This window comes from Shinella sp. (genome assembly GCF_052438155.1).
Taxonomy (GTDB): domain Bacteria; phylum Pseudomonadota; class Alphaproteobacteria; order Rhizobiales; family Rhizobiaceae; genus Shinella.
Window position 1 is genome coordinate 1 of sequence record NZ_JBQVPI010000009.1, and the last position, 16,415, is coordinate 16,415.

The following is a 16,415-nucleotide window of genomic DNA, read 5'->3' on the forward strand; positions in this document are numbered from 1 at the left end:
CCGTCATCCTCGGGCTCGACCCGAGGATCCACGCCCCGCCCACCTTGCCAGAGGGACCCATGACCGTTTCATCCTTCGACCATCCCTATCTCTCGGGTCTTCTCGGCGACGAGGAGGTGGCGGCATTCTTCTCCATCGCCGCGGAGCTGGAAGCCATGCTCGCCTTCGAGGTGGCACTGGCGAAGGCCGAGGCGGCTGAAGGGCTTATCCCGGCCGAAGCGGCGGATGTGATTGCGGATAGAGCGCATCGTTTCTCGCCGGATGTGGCGAGCCTGCGCGACGCCACGGCGCGCGACGGCGTCGTGGTGCCGGATCTCGTGCGCCAACTGCGTGCCGCCGTCGGCGAGCCGCATGGCAGGCACGTGCATTTCGGCGCGACCAGCCAGGATGTCATCGACAGCGGCCTGATGCTGCGCCTTGCGCGGGTGGTGCCGATCTTCGAAACGCGGCTGGCGGTCTTGAGCGATATGCTCGACGGACTTGCGGTCACGTTCGGCGAACGCACGCTGATGGGACGCACACGCATGCAGGCGGCAATCCCGATCACCGTGGCTGACCGCATCACGTCCTGGCGCGCGCCCTTGCAGCGCCATGCGGACCATTTGACGGCCTTCGCCCAGACGGGCCTTGCCATCCAGTTCGGCGGTGCCGCCGGCACGCTGGAGAAACTCGGCGAAAAGGCGCCGGCGGTGCGCGCGGCGCTGGCGGCCGAGCTTGGCCTTGCCGACGCCCCCCAGTGGCACAGCCAGCGCGACCGGATCGGCGCGCTCGCCGCATTGCTGGCGGCCATCACCGGCAGCCTCGGCAAGATCGGCCAGGACATCGCGCTGATGGCGGATCGTGGTGACGAGATCGCGCTTGCGGGCGGCGGCGGTTCGTCCGCCATGCCGCACAAGCAGAACCCGGTCGCCGCCGAAGGTCTCGTCACGCTTGCCCGCTTCAACGCCGCCCAACTCGGCGGGCTGGCCCAGGCGATGGTGCACGAGCAGGAACGCTCCGGTGCAGCCTGGACGCTGGAATGGCTGGTCCTGCCGCAGATGGTGGTGGCTTGCGGTGCATCTCTTCGCCTTGCCGGCGCGCTTCTTTCTTCCATTCGCTGGCTTGGTCCGGCCTAACGCATTTTCATAATTTATTGGTTATGAAAATGGCTGTTTTTTTCATTTTACATCACCATTTCATCTGGCAACCTGACAAAAAGCCATTCTGGGACTGGACCGCGTGTTGGCGGGAGGCCGGCTTTTCTGGGAGGAAAACATGAAGACGATTGCAATCGCCACGCTGACGGCTGCACTTCTGGGCGGTGTCGCCCATGCCGATACGATCAAGGTCGGGGTGGTCGGGCCGTTCTCCGGTCCCTTCGCGCTGCAGGGCAAGAATTTCAAGGCGGGCATCGATGCCTATATGGCGTTGAACGGCGCGACCGTCGGCGACGACACGATCGAGATCATCTACCGCGACATCCCGACCGCCGACCCGGCGCAGTCGAAGGCCCTGTCGCAGGAACTGGTGGTCAAGGAAGGCGTGCAATACTTAGCCGGCTTCTACTTCACGCCGGATGCCATGGCCGCCACGCCGCTGCTGGAGCAGGCGAATGTGCCGATGGTGGTGATGAACGCCGCGACCTCGGCCATCGTCACGAAGAGCCCCTATGTGGTGCGCACCTCGTTTACCACCTGGCAGACCTCGACGCCGATCGCCAAGGTCGCCTTCGACGGCGGCACGAAGAAGGTGATTTCCGTCGTCAGCGATTATGGCCCGGGTGTCGATGCGGAGGCAGCCTTCAAGACCGGTTTCGAGAAGGCCGGCGGTGCCGTCGTCGAGGCGCTCCGCATCCCGCTCCAGACCAACGATTTCTCGCCGATCATGCAGCGCATCAAGGATTCGGGTGCCGAAGGCGTCTTCGCCTTCCTGCCGTCCGGCCCGACGACCCTCGGTTTCGTCAAGGCCTTCAACGAAAACGGTCTGAAGGATGCCGGCGTCAAGTTCTTCGCGCCCGGCGACCTGACGCAGGAATCCGACCTGCCGGCGCTCGGCGAGGCCGCACTCGGCCTCCAGACCACCTTCCACTATGCCGTCTCGCATGACTCGGCGGAAAACAAGAAATTCGTGGAGGCCGCCGCCAAGGCGATCGGCAATCCCGCGGAACTGTCGTTTCCCTCGGTCGGCGCCTATGACGGCATGCATGTCATCTACAAGATGATCGAGGCGACGGGCGGCGAGCAGGATGCGGCCAAGGCGGTCGAGGCCGTGAAGGGCCTGTCCTGGGAAAGCCCGCGCGGGCCGGTGACCATCGATCCCGAAAGCCGCCATATCACGCAGAACATCTATCTGCGCGAGGTGGCGAAGGCCGAGGACGGGACGTATTATAACAAGGAAATCCAGACCTTCGAGAAGCAGGGCGATCCGGGTCTGGCGGCTGCGAAGTAGCCGGACTACCCCGGCGACGTGCCTGGCGGGTGGATCCTCGGGTCAAGCCCGAGGATGACGGACGGCAGGGAAGCGCTTCCCGTCCATCAGACGGCGCGGCAAGTGTCGTCGCCGCCGTGATACGCCGCCCTCGCTTCTTTCGTCATCCTCGGGCTTGACCCGAGGATCCACCGGCCTCCGACGAGTGACCGCCGACATCCCGGCGACAAGCAGGACAGGAACATGCAAACGGTCTTCAGCATCGGGGTCGATGCCCTTGCCTATGGCATGGTGCTCTTCGTCATCTCCATCGGCCTTTCGGTGACGATGGGGCTGATGCGGGTGGTCAATCTGGCGCATGGCGCCTTCGCGATGATCGGCGGCTACATCGCCTCCTATGCGGCGCGCGACCTTGGCCTTGCCTATGCCGTTGCCGTCATGCTCGCGGTCGCCGGCACGATCCTCATTGCCATTCCCATCGAGCGTCTGCTTTATCGCCGCATCTACGGCCAGCCGGAGCTGACGCAGGTGCTGATGACCATCGGCATCACCTTCTGCATCATCGGCATCGCCAATTACGTCTTCGGCCCGACGCTGAAGACCATTCCGACGCCGGAAACGCTGCGCGAACCCGTCAGCCTCGGCTTCCGCACCGTCTCGGCCCACCGGCTCTTCGTCATCGGTTGCGGGGCCGCCGTTGCCGTCGGCCTCTGGTATTTCATCGAGCGCACGGCCTTCGGTGTAAAGTTGCGCGCCAGCGTCGACAATGCCGCAATGGCGGCAGCGCTCGGCGTGAAGACCGAGGTCGTCTATGCCGTGAGCTTCGCCGTCGCCGTCGGCCTTGCCGCCTTCGGTGGCGTGGTCGGTGCCGAGCTGCTGCCGATCGAGCCCTACTATGCGCTGCGCTACATGGTGACCTTCCTCGTCGTCGTCTCGGTCGGCGGGGCGGGATCCATTCCCGGCGCGCTTGCCGCCTGCCTGCTGCTCGGCGCCATCGACACGACGGGGCGTTATCTCATGCCGGAATTCGGCGAATTCTTCTTCTATCTTGCGGTCATCGCCATCGTCTGGCTTTTCCCGCGCGGCCTTGCCGGAAGGGCGAAGTGATGGCGCTGCTGACGAATTCCGACATGCTCTCCGCCGCGGGCGACCGCCGCGCACGCCTGACGCGCGACGCCATCGGCGTACTTGTCATCCTCGCTTTGGCCGTCGTGGGCTATGTCCTCTTCCCGAACAATCTCGCGCTGCTCACCCGCATCATCGCGATCGCACTGCTGGTGCTCTCGCTCGATCTCGTCACCGGCTATTGCGGCGTCGCGACCCTTGGCCATGCGGCGCTGTTCGGCGCGGGGGCCTATGGCGCGGGCATCGCGGCGGCGCATTTCGGTATCACCGACCCGATCGCCATGCTCGCCGTCGGCGTCGTCGCGGGCGCGCTTGCCGGCCTCCTGTCCGGCGCCGTCGTGCTTCGCGCCCACGGCCTGCCTCAGCTCGTGCTGTCCATCGCCATCGTTCACCTCGCCCATGAGGCCGCCAACAAGGCCTCCGGCTGGACCGGTGGCAGCGATGGGCTTGCCGGCATCATGCCGGACGCCGTCTTCGGCCTCTGGCAGTTCGATCTCTGGGGCCGCACGGCCTATGTCTTCGGCATCGTGCTGCTCGTCGTCGCCTTCGTCATCCTGCGCCAGATCGTGCGCTCGCCCTTCGGCATGCTGTGCCGCGGCATCCGGCAGGATCCGGTGCGCGTCCGTGCCATGGGGGGCTCGGTGCATGGCACGGTGATCCGGATGTACGCGGTCTCCGGCGCCGTCGCCGGGGCCGGCGGCGCGCTCAACGCCATCTCGACCCAGGTCGTCGGCCTCGACAGCCTGTCCTTCACCCTGTCGGCGGAGGCGCTCGTCATGCTCGTGCTCGGCGGCACCGGCTCGCTCTACGGCGCCCTGATCGGTACCGTCGTCTTCATGTGGTTCGAGGATGTCGTCTCGGCGGCAAATCCCTTCCACTGGCTCACCATCGTCGGCGCGCTCTTGATCGCCGTCGTGCTATTCGCGCCGAAAGGCCTTTACGGTTCGTTCGCCGCCTATCTCGAACGCCGCGGGAGGAAGGGCCGATGAGTGCGATCTTCGACGTCCGCAACCTGAAAAAGATGTTCGGTGGTCTCGCCGTCACCAACGACGTTTCCCTCTCGATGGCGCCGGGCGACCGCGTTGCGCTGATCGGCCCGAATGGTGCCGGCAAGACGACTTTCGTCAACCTCGTCACCGGCAACATCCTGCCGAATTCCGGAAGCGTTATGCTCGGCGGTCAGGACGTGACGCGGCTCGGCCCGACCGAGCGCGTGCGCCGCGGCCTCGTGCGTTCCTTCCAGGTGACGCGGCTGTTTTCCGAGATGACGCCGGAGGAGCATGTAGCGCTCGCCATCCTGCAGCGCGAAGGCCGTTCGGGGCACATGTTTGCGAGCCATCGCGCGATGCCGGACGTCATGGACGAAGCGCATGCCTTGCTGGCCAAGCTCGGCATCGCGCATCTGGCCCGCCACCGCGTCAGCGAAATCGCCTATGGCCAGCAGCGCCTGCTGGAACTGGCGCTGGCGCTCGCCCTGAAGCCTAAGGTGCTGTTGCTCGACGAGCCCGCCGCCGGCGTGCCGCAGAGCGATACGGCGCGTATCGAGCAGGCGATCGCCGACCTGCCGGCCGATCTTGCCGTGCTGATGATCGAACACGACATGGATCTCGTCTTCCGCTTCGCCAAGCGCGTCATCGTGCTGGCGGCGGGCGAGATCATTTTCGACGGGTCGCCGGACGCCGTTACCAAGGACGCCCGCGTCCGCCAGGCCTATCTCGGGAGCTATGCCGATGCCCGCAGCGTCGCTTGAAATTTCAGGTCTGTCCGCCGGCTACGGCCCGACGCGGGTGCTGGAGGATATTTCCTTCTCCGCAGGCGCCGGCCGAAGGCTCGCGGTGCTTGGCCGCAACGGCATGGGCAAATCGACGCTCTTTGCCACGCTCGCCGGCCAGACCAAGCGCTACGGCGGCGAAATCCGTCTCGGCGGCCAGCCGATCGAGGGTATCGACAGCTCGTCGCGCGCGCTGAAAGGGCTGGGCTACGTGCCGCAATCGCGCGACGTCTTCCCGACGCTGACCGTCGAGGAAAACCTCTTTGTCGGCCTGAAGGCCCGGCCGCGCTCGGCGATCGAGGAAGCCTATGCGATGTTTCCCCGCCTCAAGGAGCGACGAAAGAATCTCGGTTCGCAGCTGTCCGGCGGCGAGCAGCAGATGCTGACGACGGCGCGCACCATTCTCGGCCAGCCTTCCGTGCTGCTGCTCGACGAACCGCTGGAGGGCCTGGCGCCGGTCATCTGCGAGGAACTGATGGCTGCCTTCGGCACGCTGGCCGCCTCGGGCGAAATGACCATCCTGCTCGTCGAACAGCGCATCCAGAGCGCGCTCGATTTCGCCGACGAGGTGATCATCCTCGAGCGCGGCCGGATCGCCTGGACCGGCACGCCGCAGGCACTGTCCGCCGATGCGCACACGGTTGAAATCCTGCTCGGCGTCGGTGGCCTGCACTGATGGGATTCATATGGCTTTCGTTATGAAACGGAGCCGGCATTTCATTTTACATCGCTGCCTCGGCTGCCAGAGTGCGGCCTGACAGTCGCGTCCCAGTTTGAGGAGACCGGACGCGACGACGGGTCTGGACGAAGGGGAGGTTCCGATGGGCAGGCACGAAGGCGATCCCTCCGTAACGCCGGTGATGACGGCGGGCGGCGCGCTGCTCGCCCGGCTGAAGGCCGTCGGGGTCGACTATATCTTCGCCAATTCCGGTACGGATTTTCCGCCGATCATCGAAGGGCTTGCCGAGGCCGAAGCCAAGGGTATCGCGCTGCCGCAGGCGCTCGTCATGCCGCACGAGGGGGCGGCCATGGGCATGGCGCACGGCTATTATCTTGCGACCGGCCGCGCCCAAGCGGTGATGGCGCACACCAATGTCGGCCTTGCCAATTGCGCGATCGGCGCGATCAACGCGGCCATGGAGCATATCCCGGTCCTGCTCTTTTCCGGCCGCACGCCCGTTACCGAACGTGGGCGCAAGGGGTCGCGCACCGTGCCGATCGGCTGGGGACAGGAAATGCGCGACCAGGCGGCGCTGGTGCGCGAGGCCTGCAAGTGGGACGACGAACTGCGCGTACCCGAGCATATCCCGCAGATGGTCGATCGCGCCTATGCCATCGCCTGCTCCACGCCGCGCGGGCCGGTCTATATGAGCCTGCCGCGCGAGGTGCTGTGCCAGCCTTGCCCGACGGAGGGGCTGGACGCGCCGGCCACGATGGCGCCGGCAATCACCGTGCCGTCACCGAAGGACATCGAGGCAGCGGCGCGGCTGCTGGCGGAAGCGGAAAACCCGGTGATCTTTGCGCAGCGCGGTGCCGGCTCGGCCGAAGGGTTTGCCGCGCTGGCAGCACTTGCCGAGGCGTGGGGCATTCCGGTCTGCCAGTACTGGGCGGTGCAGCTCGCCATCGCGACGGATCATCCGATGGCGGCGCAGGCCGATCCCAAGCCGCTACTCGACACGGCGGATGTCATTCTGGTGCTCGACGCACTCGCGCCCTGGTCGCCGGATGCACATCCGCTCAAACCCGGTTGCAAGGTCATCCAGCTCGCGCAGGACCCGCTCTACCAGCGCCAGCCGGTGCGCTATTTCCGCTCGGACGTAACACTTGCCTGTGATGTCGATGCGGGCCTTGTCGCGTTGAAGGCGGCGATGAATCTGCTGCTGCCCATCCATCGGGCGAAGGCCGAGCGAAATGCCCGGGACGTGGCGGCGCGCAATCGGGCGGCCCGTGCCGGCGTGCTTGAAACGGCACGGCGCGGCAACGGCACGCCGATGGCGAAGGATTTTGTCTCGCTGACACTGTCGGAGGCTTTGGCCGGGCGGGATGCGACGGTGCTGTCGGAACTCGGCTGCCCCATGGCGCCGATGACGCTCGCCCATCACCAGGCCTGGTATCAGGAGCCGCATTCCGGCGGGCTCGGCTGGTGTTTTCCGGCAGCGCTCGGCATGCAGCTCGCGCGGCGCGACCGGCTCGTCGTCGCCACCATGGGCGACGGTTCCTACATGTTCGCCAATCCCGTCGCCTGCCACCAGATTGCCGAAGCCCTCGACCTGCCGATCCTCGTCCTCATCGTCAACAATGCGGAATGGGGCGCGGTGCGCCAGTCGGTGCTGGGTCTTTATCCGGACGGCTATGCCGCAAAAACCAACCGCATGCCGCTGACCGCCCTGTCGCCGGTGCCGGATTTCGTCAAGGTCGCGGAGGCAAGCCGGGCCTATGCCCGCCGCGTGACCGATGGTGCGGTGCTGGCCGGCGCCATTGCGGAGGCGCTCGAGCATATCGAGACGAAGCGGACGCTGGCGCTCATCGACGTGCAGGTCCGCGCCTGAACCAGACCCGTGCAAGGAGGAAACCAAGCCCGAACTGGCGACCCATGAATTCTGGAAGGACCTGAAACCGATCGACAAGGTGTTCCAGCCGGATGCCCTGCCGGAAGTCTATCTGCAGAATTGTGTGGAGCGGTTGTTCCGGTAAAGCAATTCTAGCGAAAGTGTGCAGCGGTTTGCGTTCCGCGAATTGCGTGGAAAGAAAGTCGTGTTCCGTGCGGAACAGCGCGGGGCGGGGCGATATGGGAAAGTCTGATCACTGGATGAGAGAGGCTCATCCCCAACCAGAGATCAGGAGAGACCCCATGCGCAAGTTCATCGTTTCCGCCACCGTTGCCCTCGTTGCCGCCGTGTCCTTCGCCGCTCCCTCGCAGGCCGGCTATTACAGCTACGGCTACGAGCCCTACTGCTTCATCAAGAAGATCAAGTCCTACGACTATTACGGCAACGTCGTCATCAAGCGGATCAAGGTCTGCAAGTAAGCTGATCGTTCGCTGACCTCCCCAAAGGCCCGGATGTCCCCTGCATCCGGGTCTTTTGCCGTCGGGACAACCGGCCCGGTTGCAAATTCCGTCGCGCAATGGTAGCCATGCACCCGTTCGCAACACGTAAGAGAGGGCTGCGCGTGAAGACCGACTTCCTGCCACATCGCACGCATGGCCCTGATCTTGCCCTGCAAATGCGTTTGCAGGGCTGATCGGAACGAACACTTTTTCTTCTGGTCTGCCTTTCCCGGCGATACAGCCGCGTGCCTTCAGGTGCGTATGCCTGCATCCGTTTCCATCGGGCCTTTTCGCGTGACTGACGGCTGATGCCGCGCCGCGGGGGTCCTGAAAGACCAGAGAATTCCCATGTCGCTTCTCAATATCCGCGCGCTCGGCGTCACGCTGTCCACCACCCTCTTTGCCAATCTCAGCCTCTCCGTCGCTGCCGGCGACCGGATCGGTCTCGTTGCTGCCAACGGGCGCGGCAAGTCCACCCTGCTGAAATGCATCACCGGCGAGTTCGAGCCGACGACCGGCGAGATTACCCGCGCGCGCGGCCTCACCGTCGGCCACATGGAGCAGAACCTGCCCGCCGGGCTCGAAACGCTCACCTTCCGCGACGCCGTGCTGGGCGCGCTTTCGCCCGAGCAGCAGGAGAGCGAGGGCTGGCGCGCCGACGTGACGCTCGAAGAGCTGGAGGTGCCCGACGCGCTGCGGGAGCGCCGGCTCGATGCCTTGAGCGGCGGCTGGCAGCGCATCGCCCTTGTTGCCCGCGTGCGCGTCGGCGAGCCGGACCTGCTGCTGCTCGACGAGCCGACGAACCATCTCGATCTCTCGAAGATCGCCCTGCTGGAGACCTGGCTCGCGACGCTGCCGCGCGACATGCCGGTCATCATCTCCAGCCATGACCGCGCTTTCCTCGATGCCGTGACCAACCGCACGCTGTTCCTGCGTCCCGAGCGGTCGCCGCTGTTTGCTCTGCCCTATTCCGAGGCCCGGGCGGCGCTGGACGAGATGGATGCGGCCGAGGAGCGACGCTACGAGCGTGAGATGAAGAGCGCTCAGCAGCTTCGCCAGCAAGCGGCGAAGCTCAACAATATTGGCATCAATTCCGGCAGCGACCTGCTGGTGGTGAAGACCAAGCAGTTGAAGCAGCGGGCGGAAAAGATCGAGGATGGGGCAAAGCCGGCCCATCTGGAGCGTTCCGCCGGTGCGATTCGCCTCGCCAACCGCGGCACCCATGCCAAGGTGCTGTTGACGCTGGAGGATGCGGCGGTCGAAACGCCGGATGGCACGCCTCTCTTCCGCACGGGCCAGAAATTCATCTGCCAGGGCGACCGCATCGTGCTGCTCGGGCTGAACGGCGCGGGCAAGACGCGGCTGGTCGGCCAGTTGCGCCGGGCGATCGAGGCGGCGGGGGCAAGCCTTCAGGGCATCAAGGCGACGCCATCGCTGGTGCTCGGCTATGGCGACCAGGCGCTTTCCGATCTCTCCGACACGGAGACGCCGCACGGCACGATCATCCACCGCTTCGACGTGGGCGACCAGCGGGCGCGCAGTCTGCTTGCAGGCGCCGGCCTGTCGATCGAGATGCAGGCGCGACCGGTGGGGCAGCTGTCCGGCGGGCAGAAGGCGCGGCTCGGCATGCTGGTGCTGCGGCTCACCAACCCGAATTTCTACCTGCTCGACGAGCCGACCAACCATCTCGACATCGAGGGGCAGGAAGCGCTGGAACGGGAACTGACGGGAAGCGAGGCAAGCTGCCTCTTCGTCTCGCACGACCGCGCCTTCGTGCGGGCGGTGGCAAACCGCTTCTGGGTGATCGAGAAGCGGCGGCTCATCGAGGTGGACGGCCCGGAGGACTTTTTCACAGAGGCCGCCTTATCCGCGTGAGAGGATGCGCGGATCGGCGCGAAAATCCTCGCGGGAAAAGCCGATGCGCTTCGGCGGGTGGTCGCACAGGGCCTGCACGCCGAGCGCCGACAACCGGATGCGCCAGGTCTGGCGCTCCACCGGTTTCGGCGCGGCGAAGGCGGCCGCCGTCAGGAGCGCCATGTTCGTGCCGGCACCGGGGTCGCGCACCGAGCGATAGAGGATGGCGGAGATATCCGCCATCCTTGCGCCATCGGCCAATGACTGGCAGGCCGCGTAATCGGTCGGGTGCGTCCAGAGGGTGAGGTCCCGGTCGAGTGGCGGGACGGTCAGGTCGATTGCCGCGTCCGTGCGGATGGCGGCGGAGAAGGCGGTGTAGTCGGCGGCATTGCCCGGCAGCGGCGTTGCGGGCGATTCGGCAAAGAACAGCAGCCGGTAGAAGGCCATTTCGGCGAGCGCCGTCTCCACCGACAGGGCGGCATAGTAGACGCCGAGTGTGCGCCCGGCACGACGGAAGCGCGAGCCATGCGGATAGACCGCGCCGTAGCGGAAGGGCGTGGCGAGCAGGTAGTCGAGGCCGGCGCATTCCGGCGGCAGCACCGGTTTGCTCTCCTCCAGAATGTCTTCCAGCAGTGCCTGCTCATCCAGTGTATCGACGAGTTTCAGCGTCGAGACGCGGTGCTGTGCCTCGACGAACCGCCAGACGTGGCCCGCAAAGGGCCGCGCCTCAGACGAGAGCGCGGCGGGCGTCCAGATAGGCAAGGACATCGATGAGGCCTGAAATGGAGACGATACGGTCGACGGGGCGCGCGCCGAGCGCGGTGTTCTCTGCCGTCATCCAGGCGCGGGCGACGGTCTCGTCGCCGCCGGTAATGGCGTCGAGCGAGCGGAAGAGGCGCACGAGCAGCACGGCGAGTTCGAAGGGTTTCGTACCGCGCTCCAGCAGCACATCCTGCCGCTTCAGCCGCGACACCGTCGCCTCCGAAACACCGATGACGCCGGAGAGGATGCGCGCCGTCAGCCCCAGCCGATCCGCCGCGCCGACAGCCGCCTTGGTGAGCACCGAGCCTTCTGCATTGGCCTGTGGGATGGGGTTGCGTTGCATGGTCGAAATCCTTTCACTGGAAATAATGTAGCATACATTTTTCCAATGACAAGGTTTTACCGTCCTAGATGCTCATGCCCCCGTCGACCATCAGCATCGTGCCGGTGACGAAACTCGCCCGATCGGAGGCGAGGTAGAGCACCGCGCGGGCGACTTCGTCGGGGCTGGCATGGCGGCCCATGGGGATGAGCCCGTTGAAGAACTCCGTTCCATCCGCACCGATCGCGGCCCCCAGGCCCTGTTCCACGGCAAGCTGGAAGCCGTTGTCGACGGGGCCGGGATTGACGGTGTTGACGCGGATGCCGCGCGGCGCGAGTTCCTTGGCTAGGCAGCGCATCAGATCGGGATCGACATAGGTGGCGACGAAGGTTTCCACGAGGCCGAGGATGAGGCCGGAGAGCAAAGCACCCAGGACATTGCCGACGCCGCCCATGATGACGACGATCAGCGCCTTCATGGTGAAGATGACGCCGGCCGTTGCGGTGAATGTCTGGTACATGGAGATGGCGACACCGCCGGCGGCGGCGAGCGCTCCGCCGATCGCGAAGGCGAAGCGGGCCGCGCGGTCGACGTCGATGCCGACGAGCGGCGCGGAGGCGGGCGACACGGCAACGGCGCGCAGGGCCGTGCCCCAGAGGGTGCGGGTCAAAAGCAGATAGAGGCCGCCGCCGAGCACAATGGCGAGAAGGAAGGCGAGTAGGCGGTTGGCGGCGATATTGGTGCCGAGCACGTTCACGCCGACATTGAGGTAGCTGTAGCTCGTATAGTTGCTGCCGAAGAGCACCAGCATGACACCCTGCAGGACGAACAGCAGGCCGAAGGTGGCGAGGATGGAATCGATCTCGAGGGTCTCCCGGCTTCTGGCGCGGCGCACCATTGGGCGCATCATCAGGCCGTAGACGACGTAGCCGAAGGCGAAGCCGAGCGGGACGGCGGCGAGAAGGCCGTTCTGCCACTGGTCGATCCACCAGAGGGTACGAAGCTGGTTGTCCTCCATCTTCGTCTGGCCGAGCACGGTCTGGAGCGTGCCGGTCGACAGTTCTGCCGACACGGCCTCGCGGTCGAGGCCCTTGCGCTTGATCGCCTCCTGCAGCATCTGCAGCGAGGCGTAGGTGATGACGCTGCCCCAGTAATCCGGGCCTTGCCCTGTCACCTCTTCATGACGCTTGCGATAGGCGGCATTCTCCGCATTGGCAGGGTCGATGCCGCCGAGGTTCATGATGCCGGTGGCATTGTCGCCATTGTTCTTGCCGTAGATGGGGAAGCCGGTGCCGACGCCGAGATAGAGCAGTTTGGGATTGAAGTCCGCGACCTGGCTCTGCTGGGTCAGCGCGAAGGTGTCCGGCGGGTAGGAAAAGGCGACGAAACTGTCGGCGCCGCTCGCCTTCGCCTCGTTGATCATTGGCGTGAAGTCGGAGGTGCCGATCGGGTAGGTCTTGTAATCGACCACCTCGATGCCGGCCGCCTCGAAGGCGGGGCGGGCGGCGGTCACGAAGTCGATGCCGAAGCCGTCGGCGACCGAGACCATGGCGACCTTGTTGTTGAGCGTGCCGTCGGCGGCGGGCATCCAGAAACTCTTCGTCCAGCGCTTGACGAAATCCGGCGCCTTGTCGGTGACGGAGGAGACGGCAAGCTGCGGATAGCCGTAGCGGTCGAAGGGGGGCGGCAGTGCGGTTAAAGCCCGTGCCCAAGGGCGCGAGAATAAGGAGTTTTGGCCATGCGGTTCCAGGAAGGTCTTGCACCGCAGTATCGCGCTCTCGCCAATGCGCCGCCCTTGCCGACGGAGGCGCGGCTTTTCCGCGGCGCCCTTTCACAATCGGCTGGACGTTTCGGGGCGGGCGCAACCGTGTCTTCTTGTTGCTGTCGGAAAGCGGGCGCGTGTCGCTCGGCGGCACCGATCTCGGCCTTTCCGGTCCCTCGCTCGTCTGGGCGCCAGCCGGCGCGCGGGGCTCCGTGACCTTCGATGCGGGGGCGGAGGGGGCAGCATTGGCCATCCCGGAACTGGCGCTCCGTCCCGCCATGCCGACGGGCGCCATTTTTGCCGAGGTGCGCGATGCCCTCGCCCGGCTGATGATGGAGGCGGAAATGCTGCTCGGCGGATCGAGCCTGCAGATCGCCGAGGTGGCGGAAGCCCTCGGTTTTCGCGATGCCGCCTATTTCAGCCGGTTCTTCAAGCGGCTTGCCGGTGTGTCGCCGCGCGCCCGCCGGGCGGGCCTCGTCAGCCGGCAGGTGCGCGAGGAGACGTCTTATGCCGCCTGGCCATGAGGCTCAGAACAGCGTTTCGTAGATATCCGGCTTGAAACCGGCGGTAAGCTGGCCATCGCGGTCGAGGATCGGGCGCTTGATCATCGAGGGCTGCGCGCGCATCAGGGCGATTGCCTTCTTCGCATCGAGGTCCTGCTTGTCGGCATCGGGAAGCGCGCGGAACGTGGTGCCGGCGCGGTTCAGCACGGTTTCCCAGCCAAGTGCGTCCACCCAACGCTTGAGGCTCGCGTCGTCGATGCCTTCGGCCTTGTAGTCGTGGAAGTCATAGGCCACGCCCTTGGCGTCGAGCCAGGTCCGCGCCTTCTTCATCGTGTCGCAGTTCTTGATGCCGTAGATCGTGACGGTCACGCGTCTCTCCCGATTGTGTCAGTCGCGCTTTCTTAGAGCGACGAGGCCGTCACGTCACCCCGAGATAACGCCCGGGGCGGTGATTGATCGCGAGCGTCATGTTGACGACGACGGCGGCCAGAACGGAAAGGGCGAGGCGATCGAGCGGAATGACGAAGAACGCGGCAGCGAGGATGGCAAGATCGACGGCGAGCTGGAAATAGCCGGCGCGGATACCGAAACGGTCCTGAAGGTAGATCGCCAGCACGTTGATGCCGCCGAGCCCGGTGCGGTGGCGGAAGAGGATGAGCAGGCCGGCACCGGACAGTGCTCCGCCCATGACGGCCGCGTAGAGCGGGTCGAGATGGGCGAAGGAAACAAGTTCCGATGTTAGCCGGGTAAAGATCGATACAAGCGTGACGGCGGCAAAGGTGCGCAGCGTGAAGGCCCAGCCGAGCTTTTTGACGGCGAGGATGTAGAAGGGCAGGTTGATGGCGAAGAACAGCCACCAGAAGCTTATGCCGGTCGCATATTGCACGAGGAGTGCCAGGCCTGCGGTGCTGCCGGCAAGCAGCACCGCCTTGGTGTAGATCACCACGCCGAGCGCCATGAACAGCGTGCCGACGACGATGGCGATGGCATCCTCGTAGGCGGAATGACGCTCGGGCGTTGCGATCTCGACCGACATGGCGACCTCAGAGGCTCAGGAATTTCTCGATGACGGCATCGACTTCCGCCGACTTGAGACCGGCAATGTTGATGCGGCCGGAGGTCGGCATGTAGATGGCGTGTTCGGCGCGCAGTTTCAGCACATCCGCCTCTTCGAGCGGCAAAAGCGAGAACATGCCCTCCTGCTCGCGCACGGCCGTCAGCACCTGCCAACGGCGGGACAGGCCGGTAGCCAGCCGCTCGCGGATCGAGGTGATGCGCAGCCGCATGGTTTCGATTTCCTCCATCCAGTCGGCTTTCAGCGCCTCGTCGCCGAGGATCATGCTGACGATGGCGGCACCGTGGTCCGGCGGCATGGAATAGCTGGTGCGGGCGAGTGCAGCGAGGTTGGTGCGCACGGAAAGCGCGGTCTCGGGGTTGCTGCAGGCGGCATAGATCGCGCCGGTGCGCTCGCGGTAGAGGCCGAAGGATTTCGAGCAGGAGACGGCGACCAGTGCTTCGGGAACGGCGGCAAGCAGCGTGCGCAGACCGGCGGCATCCTCGTCGAGGCCGCGGCCATAGCCCTGATAGGCGATATCGACGAGCGGCAGCAGGCCACGCGCGGCGATAAGGTCGGAAACGGCGCGCCACTGGTCGGCGGAAAGGTTCGCGCCGGTCGGGTTATGGCAGCTGGCATGCAGCAGCACGGCATCACCAGCCGCGGCGCCCGACAGCGCCTCCATCATGCGGTCGAACTGCACGGCCTGGGAGGGAATGTCGAAGAACGGGTAGGTGATCACGTCGAGACCGGCAGCCTTGAAGATGCTGGCATGGTTCGGCCAGCTCGGCAGGCCGAGCCAGACGCCCTTGGTGCCCATGCGGGCCATCAGGTCGGCGGCAAGGCGCAGGGCCCCGGAGCCGCCCGGCGTCTGGAGGGCTGCGGTGGCGCGGCCGCGGCCCGCCTCGCCCGTCGTCAGCGCCCAGAGGCGTTCGAGGAAGAGCGCGTCGCCTTCCGGGCCGATATAGGCCTTGGTCGGCTGCGTTTCGACGAGGCGGCGTTCGGCCTCCTTCACGGCGCGGAAGATCGGGGTCGCGCCCGTCTCGTCGCGATAGACGCCGACGCCGAGGTCGACCTTGCCGGCCCGCTCGTCGGCCCGGAAAAGGCCGATCAGGGCAAGCAACGGATCATCGGGTTGGCGGGTGAGGGCGTCGAACATGGCCGGTTTCCTGTGCGTGTGGGGTGTCAAAGGGGTGTAGGACAAAGCCTCCGCAAAATCGACCATGATATTGCGGGAAGGGCGCAAGAAGCTTTTGTATTCTTGCCGCTACCCGCTAGATTTATGCAGGTTTTTGCGTGAGGGACGAAGATGGACAAAATGGCGGGTGACGAGGTCGTGCTGGACCAGACGGACCGGCGCATCATCCGCCTGCTCGTCGAGGATGCCGGGCTCTCCAACAACCAGCTCGCGGAGAAGGTCGGCCTGTCCCCGGCGCCGCTGTCGCGCCGGCTGGCGCGGCTGGAGGCGAGTGGCGTGATCCGCCATACCGTGATCGTCGATCCGCGTGCTGCCGGCATCGGTTTCCAGGCTTTCCTGGAAGTGACGCTGGAGCGCACGGCGCCGAAGGTCGGCGAGCGCTTCATCGATCTCGTGCGGCGCATGCCGGAGGTGGTGGAATGCCACACGGTCGCCGGCGATTTCGACTTCCTGCTGAAGATCGCGGTAAAGGATGTTGCCGATTACCGTCGGCTGCTGTGGAGCGAGTTCGAGCGCATCAGCGAGATCAAGACGCTGCGCTCGACCATTCTGCTCGACAGCCCGAAGATGCAGGTGAGCGCGCTTCCCTGACGCCTGGCGCGGAACCTT

Annotated in this window: 17 protein-coding genes and 2 pseudogenes; 11 read left to right on the forward strand and 8 right to left on the reverse strand. The window is 65.7% G+C overall.

The genetic code is table 11. From position 1 onward, the window contains the following. The first annotated feature begins 59 nt into the window (after window positions 1-59). From ACT6VE_RS17465 to ACT6VE_RS17505, 9 genes are all read left to right on the forward strand, one after another. Entirely contained in the window at window positions 60-1,115 is a 1,056-nt protein-coding gene (locus ACT6VE_RS17465; protein ID WP_444799986.1) for a 3-carboxy-cis,cis-muconate cycloisomerase, read from the forward strand. Window positions 1,116-1,254: 139 nt separating this feature from the next. Next, a complete protein-coding gene (locus tag ACT6VE_RS17470; RefSeq protein WP_444799810.1) occupies window positions 1,255-2,427 on the forward strand; it encodes an ABC transporter substrate-binding protein in 1,173 nt (390 codons plus the stop codon). Between the two features lie 222 nt (window positions 2,428-2,649). Further along, the gene (locus ACT6VE_RS17475; protein WP_444799811.1) at window positions 2,650-3,513 is read left to right on the forward strand and encodes a branched-chain amino acid ABC transporter permease; all 864 of its coding nucleotides are present in this window, start codon (window positions 2,650-2,652) and stop codon (window positions 3,511-3,513) included. 23 nt (window positions 3,514-3,536) lie between these two features. Next, window positions 3,537-4,520 (forward strand): branched-chain amino acid ABC transporter permease, encoded by a 984-nt coding sequence (locus ACT6VE_RS17480; protein WP_444799987.1) that lies wholly within the window; start codon window positions 3,537-3,539, stop codon window positions 4,518-4,520. Beyond that, window positions 4,517-5,281, forward strand: coding sequence for an ABC transporter ATP-binding protein (locus ACT6VE_RS17485; RefSeq protein ID WP_069060286.1), 765 nt, complete (start codon window positions 4,517-4,519; stop codon window positions 5,279-5,281). Before ACT6VE_RS17480 ends, ACT6VE_RS17485 begins: the two co-directional genes overlap by 4 nt. Continuing rightward, on the forward strand, window positions 5,262-5,978 hold the full coding sequence (locus ACT6VE_RS17490; RefSeq protein WP_444799812.1) for an ABC transporter ATP-binding protein: 717 nt from the start codon (window positions 5,262-5,264) through the stop codon (window positions 5,976-5,978). The genes ACT6VE_RS17485 and ACT6VE_RS17490 overlap by 20 nt, the downstream gene beginning before the upstream one ends. A gap of 145 nt (window positions 5,979-6,123) precedes the next feature. Then, on the forward strand, window positions 6,124-7,851 hold the full coding sequence (locus tag ACT6VE_RS17495; protein WP_444799813.1) for a thiamine pyrophosphate-requiring protein: 1,728 nt from the start codon (window positions 6,124-6,126) through the stop codon (window positions 7,849-7,851). A 302-nt stretch (window positions 7,852-8,153) separates the two neighbouring features. After that, entirely contained in the window at window positions 8,154-8,330 is a 177-nt protein-coding gene (locus ACT6VE_RS17500; RefSeq protein WP_444799814.1) for a hypothetical protein, read from the forward strand. A gap of 369 nt (window positions 8,331-8,699) precedes the next feature. After that, entirely contained in the window at window positions 8,700-10,226 is a 1,527-nt protein-coding gene (locus tag ACT6VE_RS17505; protein ID WP_444799815.1) for an ABC-F family ATP-binding cassette domain-containing protein, read from the forward strand. Here ACT6VE_RS17505 and ACT6VE_RS17510 read toward each other — a convergent pair. From ACT6VE_RS17510 to ACT6VE_RS17530, 5 genes and pseudogenes are all read right to left on the reverse strand, one after another. Further along, window positions 10,215-10,973 carry an RES family NAD+ phosphorylase gene (locus ACT6VE_RS17510; protein ID WP_444799816.1) on the reverse strand — a complete coding sequence of 253 codons (759 nt, stop codon included), beginning with the start codon at window positions 10,971-10,973 and terminating at the stop codon, window positions 10,215-10,217. The genes ACT6VE_RS17505 and ACT6VE_RS17510 overlap by 12 nt on opposite strands. Continuing rightward, on the reverse strand, window positions 10,933-11,310 hold the full coding sequence (locus ACT6VE_RS17515) for an MbcA/ParS/Xre antitoxin family protein (protein WP_444799817.1): 378 nt from the start codon (window positions 11,308-11,310) through the stop codon (window positions 10,933-10,935). Before ACT6VE_RS17515 ends, ACT6VE_RS17510 begins: the two co-directional genes overlap by 41 nt. Window positions 11,311-11,374: 64 nt before the next feature. Then, window positions 11,375-11,647 carry an SDR family NAD(P)-dependent oxidoreductase gene (locus ACT6VE_RS17520; protein WP_444799988.1) on the reverse strand — a complete coding sequence of 91 codons (273 nt, stop codon included), beginning with the start codon at window positions 11,645-11,647 and terminating at the stop codon, window positions 11,375-11,377. Further along, window positions 11,648-12,253: pseudogene (locus tag ACT6VE_RS17525) on the reverse strand (branched-chain amino acid ABC transporter permease); the annotation flags it as partial. Window positions 12,254-12,316: 63 nt separating this feature from the next. Beyond that, window positions 12,317-12,877: pseudogene (locus tag ACT6VE_RS17530) on the reverse strand (ABC transporter substrate-binding protein); the annotation flags it as partial. Between the two features lie 311 nt (window positions 12,878-13,188). Between ACT6VE_RS17530 and ACT6VE_RS17535 the strand changes: the two are divergent. Next, a complete protein-coding gene (locus tag ACT6VE_RS17535; RefSeq protein WP_444799818.1) occupies window positions 13,189-13,575 on the forward strand; it encodes a helix-turn-helix domain-containing protein in 387 nt (128 codons plus the stop codon). Between the two features lie 3 nt (window positions 13,576-13,578). Here ACT6VE_RS17535 and ACT6VE_RS17540 read toward each other — a convergent pair whose 3' ends face one another. Genes ACT6VE_RS17540 through ACT6VE_RS17550 form a run of 3 tightly spaced genes read right to left on the reverse strand, consistent with a single transcriptional unit; the run spans window position 13,579 to window position 15,767 of the window. Beyond that, a complete protein-coding gene (locus ACT6VE_RS17540) occupies window positions 13,579-13,923 on the reverse strand; it encodes an ArsC family reductase (RefSeq protein ID WP_444799819.1) in 345 nt (114 codons plus the stop codon). 49 nt (window positions 13,924-13,972) lie between these two features. After that, on the reverse strand, window positions 13,973-14,590 hold the full coding sequence (locus tag ACT6VE_RS17545) for a YitT family protein (protein WP_444799820.1): 618 nt from the start codon (window positions 14,588-14,590) through the stop codon (window positions 13,973-13,975). A 7-nt stretch (window positions 14,591-14,597) separates the two neighbouring features. Continuing rightward, a complete protein-coding gene (locus ACT6VE_RS17550) occupies window positions 14,598-15,767 on the reverse strand; it encodes an amino acid aminotransferase (RefSeq protein WP_444799821.1) in 1,170 nt (389 codons plus the stop codon). Window positions 15,768-15,926: 159 nt separating this feature from the next. On the opposite strand from ACT6VE_RS17550, the gene ACT6VE_RS17555 reads away from it, so the two are divergent. After that, complete coding sequence (locus tag ACT6VE_RS17555) at window positions 15,927-16,397, forward strand: Lrp/AsnC family transcriptional regulator (protein WP_069061551.1); 471 nt, start codon at window positions 15,927-15,929, stop codon at window positions 16,395-16,397. The last annotated feature ends 18 nt before the right edge of the window (window positions 16,398-16,415 follow it).

Coding starts and splice junctions, on each gene's coding strand:
- ACT6VE_RS17465 (WP_444799986.1), top strand. CDS start 60: ATGACCGTTTCATCCTTCGACCATCCCTATCTCTCGGGTCTTCTCGGC.
- ACT6VE_RS17470 (WP_444799810.1), top strand. CDS start 1,255: ATGAAGACGATTGCAATCGCCACGCTGACGGCTGCACTTCTGGGCGGT.
- ACT6VE_RS17475 (WP_444799811.1), top strand. CDS start 2,650: ATGCAAACGGTCTTCAGCATCGGGGTCGATGCCCTTGCCTATGGCATG.
- ACT6VE_RS17480 (WP_444799987.1), top strand. CDS start 3,537: ATGCTCTCCGCCGCGGGCGACCGCCGCGCACGCCTGACGCGCGACGCC.
- ACT6VE_RS17485 (WP_069060286.1), top strand. CDS start 4,517: ATGAGTGCGATCTTCGACGTCCGCAACCTGAAAAAGATGTTCGGTGGT.
- ACT6VE_RS17490 (WP_444799812.1), top strand. CDS start 5,262: ATGCCCGCAGCGTCGCTTGAAATTTCAGGTCTGTCCGCCGGCTACGGC.
- ACT6VE_RS17495 (WP_444799813.1), top strand. CDS start 6,124: ATGGGCAGGCACGAAGGCGATCCCTCCGTAACGCCGGTGATGACGGCG.
- ACT6VE_RS17500 (WP_444799814.1), top strand. CDS start 8,154: ATGCGCAAGTTCATCGTTTCCGCCACCGTTGCCCTCGTTGCCGCCGTG.
- ACT6VE_RS17505 (WP_444799815.1), top strand. CDS start 8,700: ATGTCGCTTCTCAATATCCGCGCGCTCGGCGTCACGCTGTCCACCACC.
- ACT6VE_RS17510 (WP_444799816.1), bottom strand. CDS start 10,973: ATGTCCTTGCCTATCTGGACGCCCGCCGCGCTCTCGTCTGAGGCGCGG.
- ACT6VE_RS17515 (WP_444799817.1), bottom strand. CDS start 11,310: ATGCAACGCAACCCCATCCCACAGGCCAATGCAGAAGGCTCGGTGCTC.
- ACT6VE_RS17520 (WP_444799988.1), bottom strand. CDS start 11,647: ATGCGCTGCCTAGCCAAGGAACTCGCGCCGCGCGGCATCCGCGTCAAC.
- ACT6VE_RS17545 (WP_444799820.1), bottom strand. CDS start 14,590: ATGTCGGTCGAGATCGCAACGCCCGAGCGTCATTCCGCCTACGAGGAT.
- ACT6VE_RS17550 (WP_444799821.1), bottom strand. CDS start 15,767: ATGTTCGACGCCCTCACCCGCCAACCCGATGATCCGTTGCTTGCCCTG.
- ACT6VE_RS17555 (WP_069061551.1), top strand. CDS start 15,927: ATGGCGGGTGACGAGGTCGTGCTGGACCAGACGGACCGGCGCATCATC.